This is a genomic window from Atopobium sp. oral taxon 810 str. F0209 (assembly GCF_000466405.1).
Taxonomy (GTDB): Bacteria; Actinomycetota; Coriobacteriia; order Coriobacteriales; family Atopobiaceae; genus Olegusella.
Genome location: NZ_KE952934.1, coordinates 1 through 15,660, shown reverse-complemented (window position 1 = coordinate 15,660; position 15,660 = coordinate 1). Strand labels below are relative to the sequence as shown.

The following is a 15,660-nucleotide window of genomic DNA, read 5'->3' as shown; positions in this document are numbered from 1 at the left end:
AGCGAGCGTAAAAGCGCAGGTCAGATTTTCTCGAAGTTCGAAAGATGAACCATCTAGGAAAGAAGAGGCCGAAACATGAACCATCTATCGAAATTTTGGCAGCATGGGAAAAGACTCCGTTCATCGTCCTGCTCCAAAGAAAGATTTCCTAATTCATCATCTGCTGTCGAAAAGGGTTCTCGTTCATCATCTCGTCCGAAAAGAATCATGAACCCTTCTCTTCTCTTGCTACGAGCAACCGTGGTCACGTAGTGACAAAAGCCACATCATGTTTCATATCAAGTGCCAAATGCCACGTTTTGCTTCACTCTTTTTTGCCAAAAGCCACACTTTGTTTCACGCACAAAAAATTTACCTGTGCAAACGTGAAGGGTGTTGAAGCAGAACGTGGCTTCTGGCATTTTTTCTGAAGTAGACTGTGGCTTTTGACAAGCAAAGCCGTGCAGGATGAAACGGAACGTAGCTTTTGGCAGGCAGAATCGCATTGCTTGAAACAACCTGTGGCTTTTGACACGCAAGGTGTTACGGAAATAGTCGATAGATGCTGTCCATCAACCTACTTTAATCATAAGGCTGTACCAGATTCACTTCTGATACAGCCTTATGATTTATAGCACTACTTGGACTTACTAATAAATTCTTGTACAGCTGCAATGAGAAATGGGATTGCTCTTATTATCGAAACGGTGATAACTGCAACAATCAAAAAAACTAAAATTTCAGGCATGTAATCACCTACCCGTAATATACGCTGGTAACTAAATTATGGCCGCTAATATTACCATTCAAGAAACGCGTATCGCTTACACTATAGGTTACTAGATGATGTCTAGTCGTTTGTTGTGACCATTTGCTCCCCCAATTAAGCGTGCAGGAGTCAATCACAATCCCAACACCGCTACAATAGTTGTCATAACAGCGGGTGATTTTATAGTTCTTAGTTTTTAGATGATAGCTAGTATTGAGTACTCCCGTATACCAATATACCTCCCAAGTACCATTCCCGTTTCCTAGTGGAATGGTTGACATAAGAGAAAACTCTAATAAAGGAGATTCATTTACTGGGCGTATACCTAGGGTACCAGTGGTTCCATCTTGGAGAGTTACAACTGTCTCTTGTGGCCTATGTATGTCAAGAGAAAAGTTTTGTTCAATTACTTTACCCTCTTGTGCTTGTGCACTGAGAGGACAAAATAAAACCACTCCAAATATAATAACGATCACACAAGACAGGAAGGTCTGCTTAAGCTTAAATTTGTTTGCATACATATGGTTCCTCCTATCTATTGAAATCCTTACGATACACTATACACTCTTTTTATGTTTATATTTTATTATTATTGACAAACGATATATTTATGTCGAAAGAAAAGCATAAGTGCTTATAACTCTTTACATAAGGGGTAGTCTGCGGCATGCGGGAAAACCACAAGCAATCATAGAGGACTTTTTTTAAAGGGGTTTTTGTTGCAGTCTCTTTCTTGTCTTGCGCATAAAACGTGTGAGACTGGGTTGATGACCCGCAATCATAACCACCCGCATAGTGGGCGGTTATGATTAATAGAGGGGAAGCTTGCCCGTGATGGGGTCTATATCGGACGCGCGAAGGGGCTCAAAGGCGAGGCAGGTATACGTCGCCTCGCCATGGAACTCCGTGAGTCCTGCGTCGCGAATGAGGGACACCAAAAAGCCCTGTTTACGACCTTGATGTGCGATCTCGAGTAGCTCTTCTTCCGAATCAACGTAGACGCAGACCTTAGCCACGCCAAAGCGAAACCAGTCGGTCAACGCCGATGGCTCACCCGCGTCATCAATGCCAGCCCAACAAGGTTCGCCCGTCTCGTCTATGTTCAGATATACATCTTGCAGACGATCTTCGCGTGCAAGCGCCATCAACACGGCTTCAACGCAAGCATGACCTGCCTGAGCTGCAATTTTTCCTTTGCGCATCTTGAGGTCACGGCGCATGACAATGAGTTGCTTGGATTTGTACGAAGACAAACTTTCCTCAGTAGCCATTAGTCCTCAATCTCAAGCAGTTCAATTTCAAAATTGAGGTCTTTACCAGCCATTTCGTGATTCATATCAAAGGTGATATTTTCCTTGTCCATAGCACTAACGACGGCAGGATATGCAGCCCCTGACTGCGAACCCAGCGACAGATGCATACCAACCTTGAGGTTTTCGGCACCAGGCAGGCCTGCAATGGGGAAGGTCTGCACCAACTCTAGGCGACGGGGGCCGTAGGCCTCAGCTGCAGGAATATGTACGTTGCGAATTTCGCCAACTTCCATCTCGTTGACGGCAGCATCAAAACCCTTAATCATCTGGCCCGCCATGCAAACAAAAGCGAGCGCCTCCCCGCGGTCGCGTGAAGAATCAAATTTTGTACCGTCATCCAATGTGCCCACATAGTGAACCTTGACCTTTTTACCTGCGTTGCTCATAGTCTCCCACCTTTGGGTTTGTGTCCGTTCGCCTGTCTGCGTGTATTGTTGTGTCCTATAGATTCGCTTTAGGTGCTATTGTCGTGCGGTATGGATTCTAACTGTCAAGCAGAATGGCTGCCAGTGACGACGGTACTTGGTCATGAATATGTGGAGGTGATTGGGTGGCAAAGGACTTTATTGGGGTGCTTGATTCGGGTGTGGGTGGTATTAGCGTCCTGCGCAAGCTTGTGTGCGAGCTGCCTCACGAGGATTTCCACTTCTTTGGTGACTCCGCACATAATCCTTATGGTGAAAAAACTGATGAAGAAGTACGTACTCTAACGCGCAATATCATTGCTCAGATGGTAGAAAATGGTGCAAAAGCGGTAGTAATTGCCTGCAATACCGCAACTAGTGCCGCTGCTGATGCGATGCGTGACGAATACGATATACCTATTGTGGGTGTGGAACCAGCGCTCAAGCCTGCTTGCGGGGCGCTGCCTCATGGGCGTATTTTGGTGATGGCGACGCCCGTGACCCTGCGTTTGGACAAGTATCAGCAGCTCAAAAGTGAGTGTTACAGTACAGCAGAGGTTATCGAAGTGCCTTGTGCAGGTTTGGCAACGCGGATAGAAAAAGGTCATCTTGATGATGCTGATCTGCACGCGCTGCTGGGGTCTCTGATCGGGTGCTGGGCAGACAAAATTGATGGAGTAGTGTTGGGCTGTACACACTATCCCTTTGTGACAAAACAGATTCGTGATGTCCTCGGTGACGTGCGTTTCTTTGATGGAGCAGCAGGTACCGCGCGGCAGACGAGACATCTGCTTGAGGAGCGTGGCCTGTTGTATAAGGACAATCATCCAGGCAAAGTCCAGTTGAAATCCAGTCTTGATACTTCCGAGCAAGCAAAGCTCTACCGCTGGTTTTTTGAAGAAGCTCCTTTGGACTAGTGCCTTTTAGTCCTTTCCATACTTCTTAGCTGCAGATTTTGCACAACTCACCCTAACTAGACGTATCCCACTTAAATCAAGGGGATATACTAATAGTTCAGCCTTTTTGCTGTTGTTCTGCCACGGGCGCACATGGACAGAACAGAGCAAGATGGCAAATGATTTTCAAAGGGGGTGACGTGCAATGCTTACACGGTCAGCACTCAAAAAAGAAGTAAGGCCTGCAGTGTTTGAGCGTGGAAGCATGATTGCGAGCTCACCTAGAGCCTTTTCGGCCCGTGCTTGCAGATATCGAGGCACCGCAACCGATGTTGTTGCCTTGGTGGAAAGCAGCTCAGGCTATGCCGGCTATTACGAGACCAAAATTTCAGTTGATGAAAAAGCGGATCGCCTGCTGGACTATAGTTGTGATTGCCCCGCTGCTCACAGGTTTTCGGGTCCCTGCAAGCATGCGATTGCTTTGGGTCTAGATTATATTGAGCGTCCCGAGCTCTATGAGGGGCATGATGAGACCAAGCACGTTGTGACTTCGTCGCCTGTGACAAATTTCCTTGATCGCAATCAGCGTAATCTGCCTGTTGTACCAGCGGGACCAGTGGAACCGCCTGCAACTCTGCAGCTTAAGCCCACGTTGGTGACATCCCTGGCTTCAGGTGAGATGTTTGTTCGTTTTCATATTTCGGGGTCGCGCGGAGGGTATGTAGTCAAAAACCTTGGTGACTTTGTTGACGATGTGCGTGCTGCCAATGTTGTCAATTATGGGAAAAAGCTTACTGCTGTTCACGATGAGACGGCTTTTGAGCCCGACTCCTGGGAGTTGGTGCAGTGGTTAGTCCGTGCTGTTCAAAATCGTCGTAGTTATGCGGTAGAGCGTGTGTATGGTCGCTATTACAGTGGAGTGAGCGTCCGAAGTGGTGCAAGTACGGCGCGTGAGCTGCGCTTATCTGGACCTGAGCTTGATGAGCTTATCGCCCTGCACAAAGGCAGGTCACTCGAGCTGCTTATTGAACGCGATTATGAAGCAGGAACAAGCAGTGCCCAAGCAGGTGAATTGCGAAATTTCCTTGTAGAGGAAGGTGATCCTGATGTGCGCCTCGACGTAAAAGATACGGGCGATGGTGCATATGAGCTGGTGCGTTCTGATAATGGACTTGGTTTTTTTGTCTCCGAGCAATACGCCTATGCATTACAAAATGACAAGCTCCTCATTTGTTCCCCGCGCATTTTTGAGCTCAAGGATTTTATCCAAACGGTGTATTGCAGCTCCGAGGCCAAGCTGAGCCTTGCTGCTGAGGATGCCCCTCGCTTCGCGGCGACTGTCTTGCCACAGCTCCAAAAAAACCTAGGCACCGCGGCGCCTGCTGCGCTCGAGGCACTTAAACCTGTAGCTTGTGAGCTGGTATTTCTTCTTGACCAAGTCAACGGTTTGGTAACGCTTAATATCATTGCACGCTATGGTGACCAAGAAGTGCAGCTGTATCCTGCCCGTCCCGATAGCGAGCGCGATTTGCGTCGCGATCTCGTTGCAGAAGCTTCGGCACGCCAGCTGGCTTCGCGCTATTTTGTGCCCAATGTTGGCGCTGTTGGTAACGATGCTGCGTGGACCTTGGCTTCGCGAGATACAGATGCTTTGGCACGTTTGGTATTTTCGGGTCTTGGGCGTATGCGTGTCGCAGGAGAGGTACGCACGACCCCTGCTTTTGATAAGCTCATCTCTTCCGCACGTCCCGCTATTCATTGGGGCGTGACAATGGATTCGGGGTTGATTCGCCTGTCTGTTTCGGCTGATGATCTGCCTCTCTCTGAACTTTATGCTCTGCTTGCCAGCTATCGCAAACGCAAGAGTTATCATCGCCTGCGCGACGGTAGTCTATTGGACATTTCTCAGTTGGATTTATCTGAAGCTGCAGCACTGGTAGACGAGCTGGGAATATCTGCTGGTCAGTTGGGCACCGGTAATGTTGAGCTGCCTTCGTACAAGGCATTTCTCCTCAATAGTATTTTGCATGAGGAGGACAAGGACCAATCCTTTGAGCAGTGGATAGAAGATTTTGAAAACATCAATCCGGCGACTTATGTGGCGCCTGCTGCTTTGGCGCAGACTTTGCGTCCCTATCAGCTGAGGGGTTTTCAGTGGCTCTCTGCCCTCTCTGATATGGGGTTTGGCGGCATTCTTGCTGATGAGATGGGCCTTGGTAAAACAGTGCAGATGATTTCTCTGTTGCTTGCACGCCGTGGACGGGGGAGAAGTCTTGTAGTTTGTCCTGCTTCGTTGGTTTATAACTGGCAAGAAGAATTTGAAAAATTCGCGCCAGATATGGATATTGCCGTGGTGGCAGGTGTAGCTCAACAGAGGTTTATGCAGCGTCATGAGATGGGTCATGAGGTGCTTATTACCAGCTATGACTTGCTGCGACGTGATATCGAAGATTACGTGGGCGAGACTTTTCAATACGTGATTTTGGACGAGGCTCAGTATGTCAAAAACCACCAAACCTTAGCAGCGCGAGCGGTCAAGACGCTCAAGGCTCGCCATCGTTTTGCGCTGACAGGTACTCCTGTTGAAAATCGTCTATCTGAGCTTTGGAGCATTTTTGATTTTCTGATGCCTGGTCTCCTGGGCAGCTATGAACGTTTTCGTGAGCGCTATGAGCAGCCAATTGTGGCAGGAGACGAGGAGGTTGCCGCTCGTCTCAAGGCGGCAGTTGGGCCTTTCATCCTGCGCCGCCTTAAGCGCGGGGTTTTGACCGATCTGCCTGATAAACTTGAGACGCCCATTTTTGCGCGTATGGAAGATGAGCAAAGCAAGCTCTACCATGCACACGAACAGGCACTACGTCTTTCTCTAGAAAAGCAAAGCGATGCAGGCTGGAACAAGGGAAAGATGCAGATTTTGACCGAACTCATGCGCCTGCGTCAGCTCTGCTGTGATCCGCGACTGGTGTATGACGACTATAAAGGTGGTAGCTGCAAGATAGATATGATTTGGGATTTGATATCCACCTCTATTGATGCAGGGGCCAAGTTATTGGTGTTTTCTCAGTTCACCAGCTTTTTGAGCTTGATTGCGGATAAGCTCCGCGAGGAGCATGTGAGCTTCTTTGAACTGACGGGCTCGACTCCCAAAGATGAGCGTGTACGTCTAGTTAGGGAGTTTAACAGTGATGATACGCCGGTCTTTTTGATTTCTCTGCGTGCTGGTGGAACTGGCCTTAATTTGGTGGGCGCTCAGGTAGTGATTCATGCTGATCCTTGGTGGAATGTTGCTGCTGAAGATCAAGCGACTGACCGCGCGCATCGTATTGGTCAGCGTAGTGACGTGACCGTCTATAAGGTCATATGCAAAGGTACCATTGAGGAGCGTATTGTTGCTCTGCAAGCCAAAAAGGCCGACCTTGCAGATGCGGTAGTTGGTACGGGTGGTGGCATGGGCTTAGCGTCGCTTGCCCGTGAAGACCTCATTGATTTGTTGGGCTAGGGTAAGCTAGGTTGCACGTGGGTATAAAGAAGGGCAGCATGCCAAGAAATAGCCAACAGAGCTATGCCGAGCGGCGCGAGCTGCGTCGCCAACGCCGTGAGGCGGCACGACGCCGTCAGCAACGTCGTCGCATTGTGGGCGGCGTTGTCTGCGCTTTGTTGGCGACTGTGGTGTCTGTGGCTTTTGCTTGCGTAAGAGAATGTAGGCAGGGGAGTATGTCACGTCTGGGTGCAGGCTCTGCTTCATCTGCATCTCAGGACAAACAACTAAATGCTGCCGAAAAGCGTATTGAGACCGTGCGTAAACGCGCTTCGCTTAACTGTACAGGTAAGGCTCCAAGTCAGCTGAGCGATCCCCATGATTATGCAAAGCTTGGCAAAAAGTTAATGCAACATATTGCGCATAACTGCTCTTCTTGGAAAGATTTTGCCAATGCGGAGAACTTTTCTTATCGGGCGCAGAAGGCTGCCGATGGTAAAACCGCGCCGTATATGATTGCTATCAATCGAGCTGCCAATACGGTCACCATACTGGCGCTAGATGCTGATAACAAGTACACAAAGCCTTACATGGCAATGGTATGTGCAACGGGTACCTATACGCCGCTGGGTTATTTTCACACGCCCGAGCGTTATCGCTGGGGGGCGCTGTTCCAGGATGTGTTTGGCCAGTATGTGACCCGTATTGACGGTGACATTTTGTTCCACAGCGTTCCATATCTGTCCGAACATGAAAATGATTTGGAATATAAAGAATTTAATAAGCAGGGGAGTTGGGCTTCTCTGGGTTGTGTGCGTTTGCAAGTTTGTGATGCCAAATGGATTTATGACAATTGCCCGCTAGGAACGCCCGTGGTTTTTTATGATGACGCAGATCATCCGGGTCCAATGGGCAAGCCTGGCACGATTGCGCTTGACGAAAACGACGATAATCCCTCAAGCAAAACCTTCCGTGGCTTTGATCCCACTGACCCTAATGAAGCAAATCCTTGGAAAGAGACTTTTCGTACGGGTACAGCAATTCGTTCCGATGAGGCAGAGAAAGCGCTGAAGCGCAATACCAAAAATGGAGATGCAGCATGATTGTGCTTGGAGCGCTGCTTAATGGCATAGAAGCGTTGCTAGGAGCTTTGATTGGCCTGGCATTTAAGAGTCACGTATCCAATAATCTGGGAGACTTTTTGCTCAAGGGTCAGGGCCTGTGTGTAGTGTTGGTTGCGGTGCAAGGCATGGCAGCTAAGGGCGGCAATATTGTTGTGGTGACGTTGGCTGTGGCGTTGGGTGGCGTGATTGGTTGGATGTTGGAGATTGACGGTGCAGTGCATCGCCTAGGTGACTGGGTGCAGACGCGGCTGGACGAAGTGTTGCCCACGGGAGGTCAGCTCGGAAGCTTTTCTTTAGGTTTTGTCAATGCGACCTTATTTTGCTGTACAGGTGCGATGGCAATTGTGGGATCTCTTGCATCGGGTTTGTCGCTTGATCACAGCACACTTATTGCAAAGGGCATCATTGACCTTGTAGTTTGCATTCCTATGGCGGCATCAATGGGTGTTGGTGTGCCCTTTGTGGCGATGTCATTATTTGTTTATGAGGGCCTGTTGTCCCTAGGTGCTAGTTTGATTGCACCCTTGCTAACTGAGGCGGTTATTGCCGAGATGTCGGTTACGGGATCACTATTATTGTTGGCAGTTGGCACCAATCTGCTAGGCATCACCCAACTCAAGGTGGCAGACTTTTTGCCGGCGTGTTTTTTACCCATTGTGCTTGTTCCCTTAGTGAACTTGCTGCCCTTGGTTTAGAGGTACCTCAAGCCTTACAAATCTGATGATTTCTGCATTTGCACAGGGCTTTGATCCTTATGCCCAATAAGTGTTTGTCGGCACCAAAGCAAGTTTGGTCGTACTATTGGAATAAGTTAAGCTACATTAACCTCTAAATTTTTTCTGTATTTGGTAGTAATCGGTAGTAGGATAAGAAAGTCCCCATCAAGAAAGTGGTGCAAATATGGCTTCATATGTGCTGAGTTGTTGCTCTACCGTCGACGTCCCACGTGAGAATCTTGACAGACGCAACATTTCGTATGCATATTTTAATTTCCAGGTAGATGGGGTAGATGGCAAGGATGACTTTGGTGAAAGCCTGCCTCCTGCCGAACTTTATGCCAAGATTTTGTCGGGTTCTGAAGCGCATACCTCGCAGGTAAGTGTGGGCGAATACGTCGATTTGTTTAAGCCAACGCTTGAAGCTGGCAAGGATGTTGTGCACCTTACATTGAGTTCGGGTATTTCAGGTAGCTACAACGCTGCGGTGACTGCGCGAGATTTGCTTGCCGAACAATATCCCGAGCGCAAGATTTATGTTGTCGATAGTCTTGCGGCCTCTGCGGGCTATGGTCTGCTTGTTGACAAACTGGCTGATTTGCGCGATGAAGGCATGAGTGCCGAGGAGTTGGTGGCGTGGGCCGAGGAGCACAAGCTCGAGCTCAATCATTGGTTCTTCTCTACCGATTTGACCTTCTTTATTCGTGGCGGGCGCATCTCCAAGGCAGCAGGTCTTGTGGGTGGCATGCTCAAGATTTGTCCTGTGATGAACGTGGCACATGATGGTTCGCTGGCTGTGATCGAAAAGGTTCGCACCAAAAAACGTGCAGCTAGTCGCGTTGTTGAAATCATGAAAGAGCGTGCCGTAGGTGGCCTAGACTACAGCGACAAAGTTTATATTTCCAATAGTGAGTGCCTCAAGGATGCGCATATGGTGGGCGATGCGATTGAGGAACTATTCCCCAAGATGAATGGCAAGGTGCAGTACAGCAATATCGGTAGCACCATTGGCGTACACACTGGACCTGGCACCGTGGCCCTCTTCTACTGGGGTGAGCCTCGCTAACTCTGTCGCTGCGGGTCTAGAAAGCGAAGTTCCCATAAATGGTTCATTTTTCGGCACCTATGAGTCCCACCGCAGTCCCGGGGTTCATGTTTCGGTATCTATAAACACAGATGGTTCATGTTTCGGTTTCTCGAAAAATTTTACCTGCTGTTTGTGGAAGGACACACCGAAGTTTGAACCATCTATTACCCGATGCTTCGAAACTTGAGCCATTTGTAGTTTGGAACTTCGCAGTTTGAATCCTCTGTGACGGCATTTTTTATGGGCTGCCAGCCTAGTTCTGTGCGTTTTTGCGCGGGATAAGAAGGTCGTTGCATGCCTTCTTGAGGCGTGAACATTACATCAGCTGTAAGTTCTATTTACACCTATAGCTTTTTACAATGAAGCCAGGAGGTGTAAATATCATGAACGCTATTTTACAGGTTGAAAGTCTAAAAAAATATTATGGAAAGGGCTCCTCGGTAACCAAAGCCCTCGATGGGGTCTCCTTCGAGATTATGCCAGGAGAGTTTTTGGGCATCATGGGCAGTAGTGGATCGGGAAAGTCCACGCTTCTTAATTGCCTAGCGACCATCGTAAAACCGAGTGCAGGCACCATTACTCTCAACGGTACGAATATCGCTACATTCAATGCAGATGCACTTTCTGATTACCGAGGAAACAAGACAGGCTATCTCTTCCAGAATTTTGAGCTTCTGGATAATCTCACGGCACAAGAAAATATTCTGCTTCCGCTCTCTCTTCATGAAATCCCCGAGCAGGAGAGTATGAAGCGCCTGCAGACGCTGGCGGAGTACCTAGATATCAGCTCAGTGATGGATAAGTTTCCCTCACAGATGTCTGGTGGGCAAAAGCAGAGAGTGGCAGCGGCGCGCGCCTTGATTTTGGATCCAGAAATCGTCTTTGCCGATGAGCCAACCGGCGCACTTGATTCAAAGAACGCGCGCACCCTCATGGAAAAACTTACTCAGATGAATAGTGATTTTCAGACCACCATCCTCATGGTGACTCATGACAGCGCCTCTGCCAGTTTTTGCAGCCGTATCCTCTTTATTCAGGACGGCAAGCTCTATCACGAGCTTAGGCGAGACAAGCCCAGAGAGTCTCAGGAAGATTTTTATCAGAGGATTCTAAAGGTTATGGCAGGATTGGGAGGTGAACCGTATGTTTTCTAAGCTAGTCGCTCGAAATAGCCAGAGGAATCGAAAGAACAACGCGCTCTACTTTAGTTCAATGGTCTTGTCGATTATCTCTTTTTATATCATCTTGTCCCTCTCGCATCAGGACGTCATTAGCTTTTTGACAAAGATGGAAAGCGATGCAGTCAATCGTCTCTTGACCATGGTGCCCCTGTTTTATGTCTTTACCCTTTTCATTTTGCTGATGCTGGTTTATTTTGCGTCCAGTGTCCAGATGGAAAGAAGGAGTCATGAGTTTGGCGTGTATCTGACTCTGGGGATGAAACGCAAAACACTGTTTCGCATGATTTTGATGGAGGATGTCAGGGATAGTTTGATTGCGCTTGCCATTGGACTTCCGATTGCGGTGATTCTGTCTGAAGCTATCAGTCTCGTAACGGTAAAGCTCATTGGCATCGGAATTGTGGGGCATCGTTTTACTCTGTCCTTCTCTGCGATTCTTTTTACCGTTATAGGCTTTTCCCTGGTGAAATTACTGGCAATATTGGTTCTCAGCAAGCGTGTAGTAAGTAAAGAAATCGGCGAGCTGCTTTTCTTTGAGCCTGTCGGAGCAAAAAAACAAATCAATCAGAAAGCATGCTTTATTGCTTTCATATCCTCAGTGGGGTGTCTTGGTATTGCTTATTATTTGGGTCTTTCTGAACATATGTGGGAAAATCTCATATTCATGTTCTTTGTTCTTTTTAGCGGCACGCTTGGCACCATTCTTCTGTTCTATGCGCTGCGTTTTGGCATTGAATGGGTGATGAAGCACTCAAAAAAGAAGAAACTACACGACTTCAATTTCCGCCAGATACAGGAAGGAATTGTTTCTCGCTCCACCTTGCTGGCGATCTGCTCGCTCCTCTTGTTTTCTGCCTTTTGCCTGGCAGGCTATGGTAGTGCAGTGGCATCTCAGTACATTCAAGAGGACGACCACGTACTGGACTACACCTTCCTGCCAAATGAACCGACGAATGTAAAAGACCCAAATGAAACGATGAGTGTAAAAGATATTCGTCAGACCCTTTCTTCAGCAGGGCTTAGCAATTCTTTTAAGGATTTGGTGGAAGTAAAGCTGGGAAGTGCCTATCAGGAAAATATAGGAACTTCTGCCATAGATGCCTCAGCGCTTAACGATGTCATCTCTATGATAGATAATCGTGAGTTCGCAGATAACCTTATGCAATCTACTAGGGACAATGACAATATTCTTTCGGAAAGCGGATACAACGAACTGTTGAAAGCAGCAGGAAAGGAACCACTGGACCTGGGTGAAAATAAGGTAGGTCTATATCTGGGAAAAGCCTTCTTTACAGATGAGAAAAGTATCAAGAAACTCAGCGAGCTATTGAAATCAGATGTTGCTGTTAAAATCGATGCTGCAAGTTATGGGATTGATGCAAATATCCAACAAACAAACTTTGTGACCGATCGTGCCATCAGCGTTAGCATTGCTTGGATTGTGCCAGATGAACTTTTTGACCAGCTGACGGAAGGAGAATATAGCAGCTATTTGGGAGGCGTTCTGCAGCCGAAGCTTATTGAAGAAAAAGGGCTGATGATGGCGATTTCTGACATCAACACCCAGCTGGCAGGAACTGGCCTTTCCTATGAAAGCTATATTCAAAATGCTGGTAGGCAGATTTTCTACATCGTCTCATCGGCATACCTCACACTCTATTTGGCGACAATCTTTTTGATTATTGGAAACACCATTATTGGTATTCAGTTTTTGATGGAGCAGCAAAAGGCACACCGGAGGTATCAGTCACTGATTCATTTAGGTGCAGATTACAAAACCTTGTGCCGTGCGGCAAATACCCAGATTAATGGCTACTTTGGGATTCCTATTGTCGTGGCACTCTTAAATGCTGCAGTTGGAACCAAAACACTCTTCCAAGGGTTACTTCCGTATGCATATCGCGATCAGAGCGGAAAGCTCCTCATCATTGTTGTCATCATCCTTGTGCTCATTGCTATTGTAGAAGCAATCTATATCAGGGTAGTAAAGCAGAGCAGTAGTCAATACCTCTGGACACTGATGAAGCCAGCTCGGGAGGAATAGGCGGGGGACTGAAGTCTATGGCGAAACGAATTGCAATTGTCGAAGATGAGCCTATGATTTGCAGGGAACTTGAGACCATGCTGCAGGCAGCAGACTATGTGGTCGAATGTATCCAAGACTTTCACGGTGTGTCCGATCAGTTGCTGTGCCTTTCGCCGGACTTAGTTCTGCTTGATATAAATCTTCCTGGGGAAAATGGCTTCCAGATTTGTCGGACTCTCAAGAAAAAGAGTGCCATCCCTGTTCTTGTGCTTACCTCGCGCGATCAGCTCCAAGACGAGCTACAAGCTCTTGATTTGGGCGCAGACGAGTACCTTACCAAGCCCTTCCGAAAAGAAAGACTGCTTGCAAGGATTTCTAATGTATTGAAGCGCTATGAGGGAAGAAAAAATCTGCTTGAAGGTGAGCAGTTCCTCCTCGACCGCCATACGTATACGCTGTATTTCAATGACCAGTCTGTGGTTTTGCCAGGAAACCAGGGAAAGCTTCTAGAAAGTTTTCTTTTGGCAGAGACGCCTTATCTAAGCAAAAAGGAGCTGTCGCAATCACTGTGGGGGACGACGGAGTATATCGATGAAAATGCGCTCCACGTGAATATTACGCGTCTGAAAAAGAGGTTAAAAGACTTGGGAATTCCTCAGCATATCCAGCATGTTCAAGGCAGGGGGTATGCTTTGGTGAAGGATGACCAAGATGCGTGAGCTCAAGCGCATCAAGCCCTACCTGCCGTGGCTGCTGACGATTTTGGCGGTCGATGGATTCTGCATCTTTCTTCTTTGGATGGCAGATATTGAAGCCTTAACTGCTTTGATTGGCTTGATTGTCTTGGCGACCCTTGTCTTTTTTATCGCCATTTGTCTCCTTCTGATGCGAAAAGAAAAGCAAAAAGAAAAAGTCCTGCTGCGCTATTTGGACGACCCAAGCTCAGCAGAAAATTTCGATAGCCTCTATGACTTGTATGGTGCAGAAAAAGAAGAGACTCTAAAGCAGCTTTTCAATAGCTTTCAGCAGAAGAACGACTTGATTCAGCAGAGCATGAGAGAGCAACAAGACTATGAGGACTACGTAGAAACATGGGCGCACGAGATAAAATTACCCCTTTCGCTGCTCACGATGATTCTTGATAACGACGATGGAACTATTCCGCCAGAACTCTTTTTCAAACTGGACTATATCCGCAATGAAACACAGCGCTATGTTTCCCAAATTCTTTTTTACCACCGCATAAAGAGCAAGAAGAAGGATTACTTGTTCCAAGACATCTCTCTGTTGGGCTGTGTTGAGGAAGTCCTTGCGGACTATGGGCCATCGTTGAGAGAAAAAGGGTTTCAGCTGAGTTATGATCCCGTAGCTTTGGACGTTCGCGTGTTCACGGATCCGAGAGCTCTGGAATTTATCCTCCGCCAACTGGTGAGCAACTCAATCAAGTATGCCGGAGCGTTGCCTGTTCTTTCTTTTCTTGCAACAAGAGAAGCCAGAGGACGCGAAAACGGAGTGTTGCTGCGGATTTCCGATAATGGCCAGGGCGTAAAAGAATGCGATCTCCCGTACCTCTTTGAACGGGGATTTTCTGGCGATTCCGGTGAGCTACGAAAGAAATCCACCGGTATGGGGCTCTATTTAGCAAAACAGCTTGCAGATGATATTCATATCCAGCTTGAAGTAGATTCAAAGTGGGAAGAGGGATTCACCGCAAGCTTATTTATTAATGATTAGTCATGAGGAACATATAGCAGCTCGCCAGCGCACTTCTCGGTTTATTTGAATTCCGTCAGGTTACATCGTATGTGTGGAAAAGACAGGTTCGTCTTTCCAGGGGATAACGGGGTGAGCAGGGTCAGTTTTTCGTGCAGCAAGAGTTGTAGGTACATCAATTAGTCTCTGATTAGAAGAACCACGAAAACGAAGGGTAATATCTTTTTTTGCTTGAACAAACGGTCCGTCTACCAGCACATCCAAACAAGAAACAAAACGCTCGGTCACCTCGGTTACCGGTGAGACACCCAGCTTGTCATAGGGAGGATGCGGTGCGTCTTCACCCATAATTTCCTCCCAAGTAAAGCCTGAATACGACCAGATGCTCTTATTTGGACATTCTCGGCGCACACGCTCAAGAAAATCCACCAATCCACGTTGATTGGCTGGTTCGAAGGGTTCGCCACCCAACAGAGTAAGACCTTGGATATAGTCTGGCTTGAGACTATCGATAATCTGCTGCTGTACTGTCTCATCAAAAGGATTGCCATATTCAAAAGACCATGCCTCAGGATTAAAGCAAAACGGGCAGGCGCGACGACAGCCAGACACAAACAGTGTCGTTCTTACGCCAATACCATTGGCAATATCGCAGTATTTGATAGTGGCGTAATTCATATGCTCTCCTGCCGTAGTAGTCGGTAACCACAAAGTATAGACCCAAAATTGATTTATACCTACTAGATGATGTGTTTTGTAATAATTCTTTTGACGCTGGTTGAGATGGGACTAAATGTTTAAGGCAAAAGCCATTTGATTTGCTAGATACGCCTAGGTATTCGAAGTTAAGGAAATCTTTCGAATTTTGCTTCTGGTTCCTTAAAGTGCGGTCAACGGATAATTTGCTTGAGCAATACACCCATGTTGTGAAATGTCCATATCAGGAAAGGAGACCAGCTATGGCTTGTCAAGCA

At 47.4% G+C, this 15,660-nt stretch carries 13 protein-coding genes; 9 read left to right on the top strand and 4 right to left on the bottom strand.

Features of this window, described 5'->3' with window-relative positions; all coding sequences use genetic code 11:
• Positions 1–735: 735 nt before the first annotated feature.
• The 3 genes from HMPREF9069_RS08715 to HMPREF9069_RS00185 all read right to left on the bottom strand — a co-directional run bounded on the left by HMPREF9069_RS08715 (position 736) and on the right by HMPREF9069_RS00185 (position 2,447).
• The gene (locus tag HMPREF9069_RS08715) at positions 736–1,269 is read right to left on the bottom strand and encodes a DUF5626 family protein (RefSeq protein ID WP_021625043.1); all 534 of its coding nucleotides are present in this window, start codon (positions 1,267–1,269) and stop codon (positions 736–738) included.
• A 288-nt stretch (positions 1,270–1,557) separates the two neighbouring features.
• Positions 1,558–2,019, bottom strand: coding sequence for an aminoacyl-tRNA hydrolase (gene pth2, locus HMPREF9069_RS00190; protein ID WP_021625042.1), 462 nt, complete (start codon positions 2,017–2,019; stop codon positions 1,558–1,560).
• Entirely contained in the window at positions 2,019–2,447 is a 429-nt protein-coding gene (locus HMPREF9069_RS00185) for an FKBP-type peptidyl-prolyl cis-trans isomerase (RefSeq protein ID WP_021625041.1), read from the bottom strand. The genes pth2 and HMPREF9069_RS00185 overlap by 1 nt, the downstream gene beginning before the upstream one ends.
• A 164-nt stretch (positions 2,448–2,611) precedes the next feature.
• On the opposite strand from HMPREF9069_RS00185, the gene murI reads away from it, so the two are divergent.
• From murI to HMPREF9069_RS00140, 9 genes are all read left to right on the top strand, one after another.
• Positions 2,612–3,382 carry a glutamate racemase gene (gene murI / locus HMPREF9069_RS00180; RefSeq protein WP_021625040.1) on the top strand — a complete coding sequence of 257 codons (771 nt, stop codon included), beginning with the start codon at positions 2,612–2,614 and terminating at the stop codon, positions 3,380–3,382.
• A 184-nt stretch (positions 3,383–3,566) separates the two neighbouring features.
• Positions 3,567–6,860, top strand: coding sequence for a DEAD/DEAH box helicase (locus tag HMPREF9069_RS00175; protein ID WP_021625039.1), 3,294 nt, complete (start codon positions 3,567–3,569; stop codon positions 6,858–6,860).
• 38 nt (positions 6,861–6,898) lie between these two features.
• Positions 6,899–7,942 (top strand): L,D-transpeptidase, encoded by a 1,044-nt coding sequence (locus HMPREF9069_RS08710; protein WP_051317735.1) that lies wholly within the window; start codon positions 6,899–6,901, stop codon positions 7,940–7,942.
• On the top strand, positions 7,939–8,658 hold the full coding sequence (locus HMPREF9069_RS00165; protein WP_021625037.1) for a DUF554 domain-containing protein: 720 nt from the start codon (positions 7,939–7,941) through the stop codon (positions 8,656–8,658). Before HMPREF9069_RS08710 ends, HMPREF9069_RS00165 begins: the two co-directional genes overlap by 4 nt.
• 205 nt (positions 8,659–8,863) lie before the next feature.
• Positions 8,864–9,745, top strand: a complete 882-nt coding sequence (locus HMPREF9069_RS00160) for a DegV family protein (RefSeq protein WP_021625036.1) — start codon at positions 8,864–8,866, stop codon at positions 9,743–9,745.
• Positions 9,746–10,149: 404 nt separating this feature from the next.
• On the top strand, positions 10,150–10,920 hold the full coding sequence (locus HMPREF9069_RS00155) for an ABC transporter ATP-binding protein (protein ID WP_035437801.1): 771 nt from the start codon (positions 10,150–10,152) through the stop codon (positions 10,918–10,920).
• Between the two features lie 133 nt (positions 10,921–11,053).
• Positions 11,054–12,991 (top strand): FtsX-like permease family protein, encoded by a 1,938-nt coding sequence (locus HMPREF9069_RS00150; protein ID WP_232204008.1) that lies wholly within the window; start codon positions 11,054–11,056, stop codon positions 12,989–12,991.
• 17 nt (positions 12,992–13,008) lie between these two features.
• The gene (locus tag HMPREF9069_RS00145; RefSeq protein WP_021625033.1) at positions 13,009–13,692 is read left to right on the top strand and encodes a response regulator transcription factor; all 684 of its coding nucleotides are present in this window, start codon (positions 13,009–13,011) and stop codon (positions 13,690–13,692) included.
• The gene (locus tag HMPREF9069_RS00140) at positions 13,685–14,707 is read left to right on the top strand and encodes a sensor histidine kinase (RefSeq protein ID WP_035437800.1); all 1,023 of its coding nucleotides are present in this window, start codon (positions 13,685–13,687) and stop codon (positions 14,705–14,707) included. The genes HMPREF9069_RS00145 and HMPREF9069_RS00140 overlap by 8 nt, the downstream gene beginning before the upstream one ends.
• A 60-nt stretch (positions 14,708–14,767) precedes the next feature.
• Here the strand turns inward: HMPREF9069_RS00140 and nrdG are convergent, their stop codons facing one another.
• Complete coding sequence (nrdG, locus tag HMPREF9069_RS00135) at positions 14,768–15,364, bottom strand: anaerobic ribonucleoside-triphosphate reductase activating protein (RefSeq protein WP_021625031.1); 597 nt, start codon at positions 15,362–15,364, stop codon at positions 14,768–14,770.
• Positions 15,365–15,660: the final 296 nt, after the last annotated feature.

Coding starts and splice junctions, on each gene's coding strand:
- HMPREF9069_RS08715 (WP_021625043.1), bottom strand. CDS start 1,269: ATGTATGCAAACAAATTTAAGCTTAAGCAGACCTTCCTGTCTTGTGTG.
- nrdG (WP_021625031.1), bottom strand. CDS start 15,364: ATGAATTACGCCACTATCAAATACTGCGATATTGCCAATGGTATTGGC.
- HMPREF9069_RS00140 (WP_035437800.1), top strand. CDS start 13,685: ATGCGTGAGCTCAAGCGCATCAAGCCCTACCTGCCGTGGCTGCTGACG.
- HMPREF9069_RS00150 (WP_232204008.1), top strand. CDS start 11,054: ATGGAAAGCGATGCAGTCAATCGTCTCTTGACCATGGTGCCCCTGTTT.
- HMPREF9069_RS00145 (WP_021625033.1), top strand. CDS start 13,009: ATGGCGAAACGAATTGCAATTGTCGAAGATGAGCCTATGATTTGCAGG.
- HMPREF9069_RS00155 (WP_035437801.1), top strand. CDS start 10,150: ATGAACGCTATTTTACAGGTTGAAAGTCTAAAAAAATATTATGGAAAG.
- HMPREF9069_RS00175 (WP_021625039.1), top strand. CDS start 3,567: ATGCTTACACGGTCAGCACTCAAAAAAGAAGTAAGGCCTGCAGTGTTT.
- HMPREF9069_RS00185 (WP_021625041.1), bottom strand. CDS start 2,447: ATGAGCAACGCAGGTAAAAAGGTCAAGGTTCACTATGTGGGCACATTG.
- HMPREF9069_RS08710 (WP_051317735.1), top strand. CDS start 6,899: ATGCCAAGAAATAGCCAACAGAGCTATGCCGAGCGGCGCGAGCTGCGT.
- HMPREF9069_RS00165 (WP_021625037.1), top strand. CDS start 7,939: ATGATTGTGCTTGGAGCGCTGCTTAATGGCATAGAAGCGTTGCTAGGA.
- HMPREF9069_RS00160 (WP_021625036.1), top strand. CDS start 8,864: ATGGCTTCATATGTGCTGAGTTGTTGCTCTACCGTCGACGTCCCACGT.
- pth2 (WP_021625042.1), bottom strand. CDS start 2,019: ATGGCTACTGAGGAAAGTTTGTCTTCGTACAAATCCAAGCAACTCATT.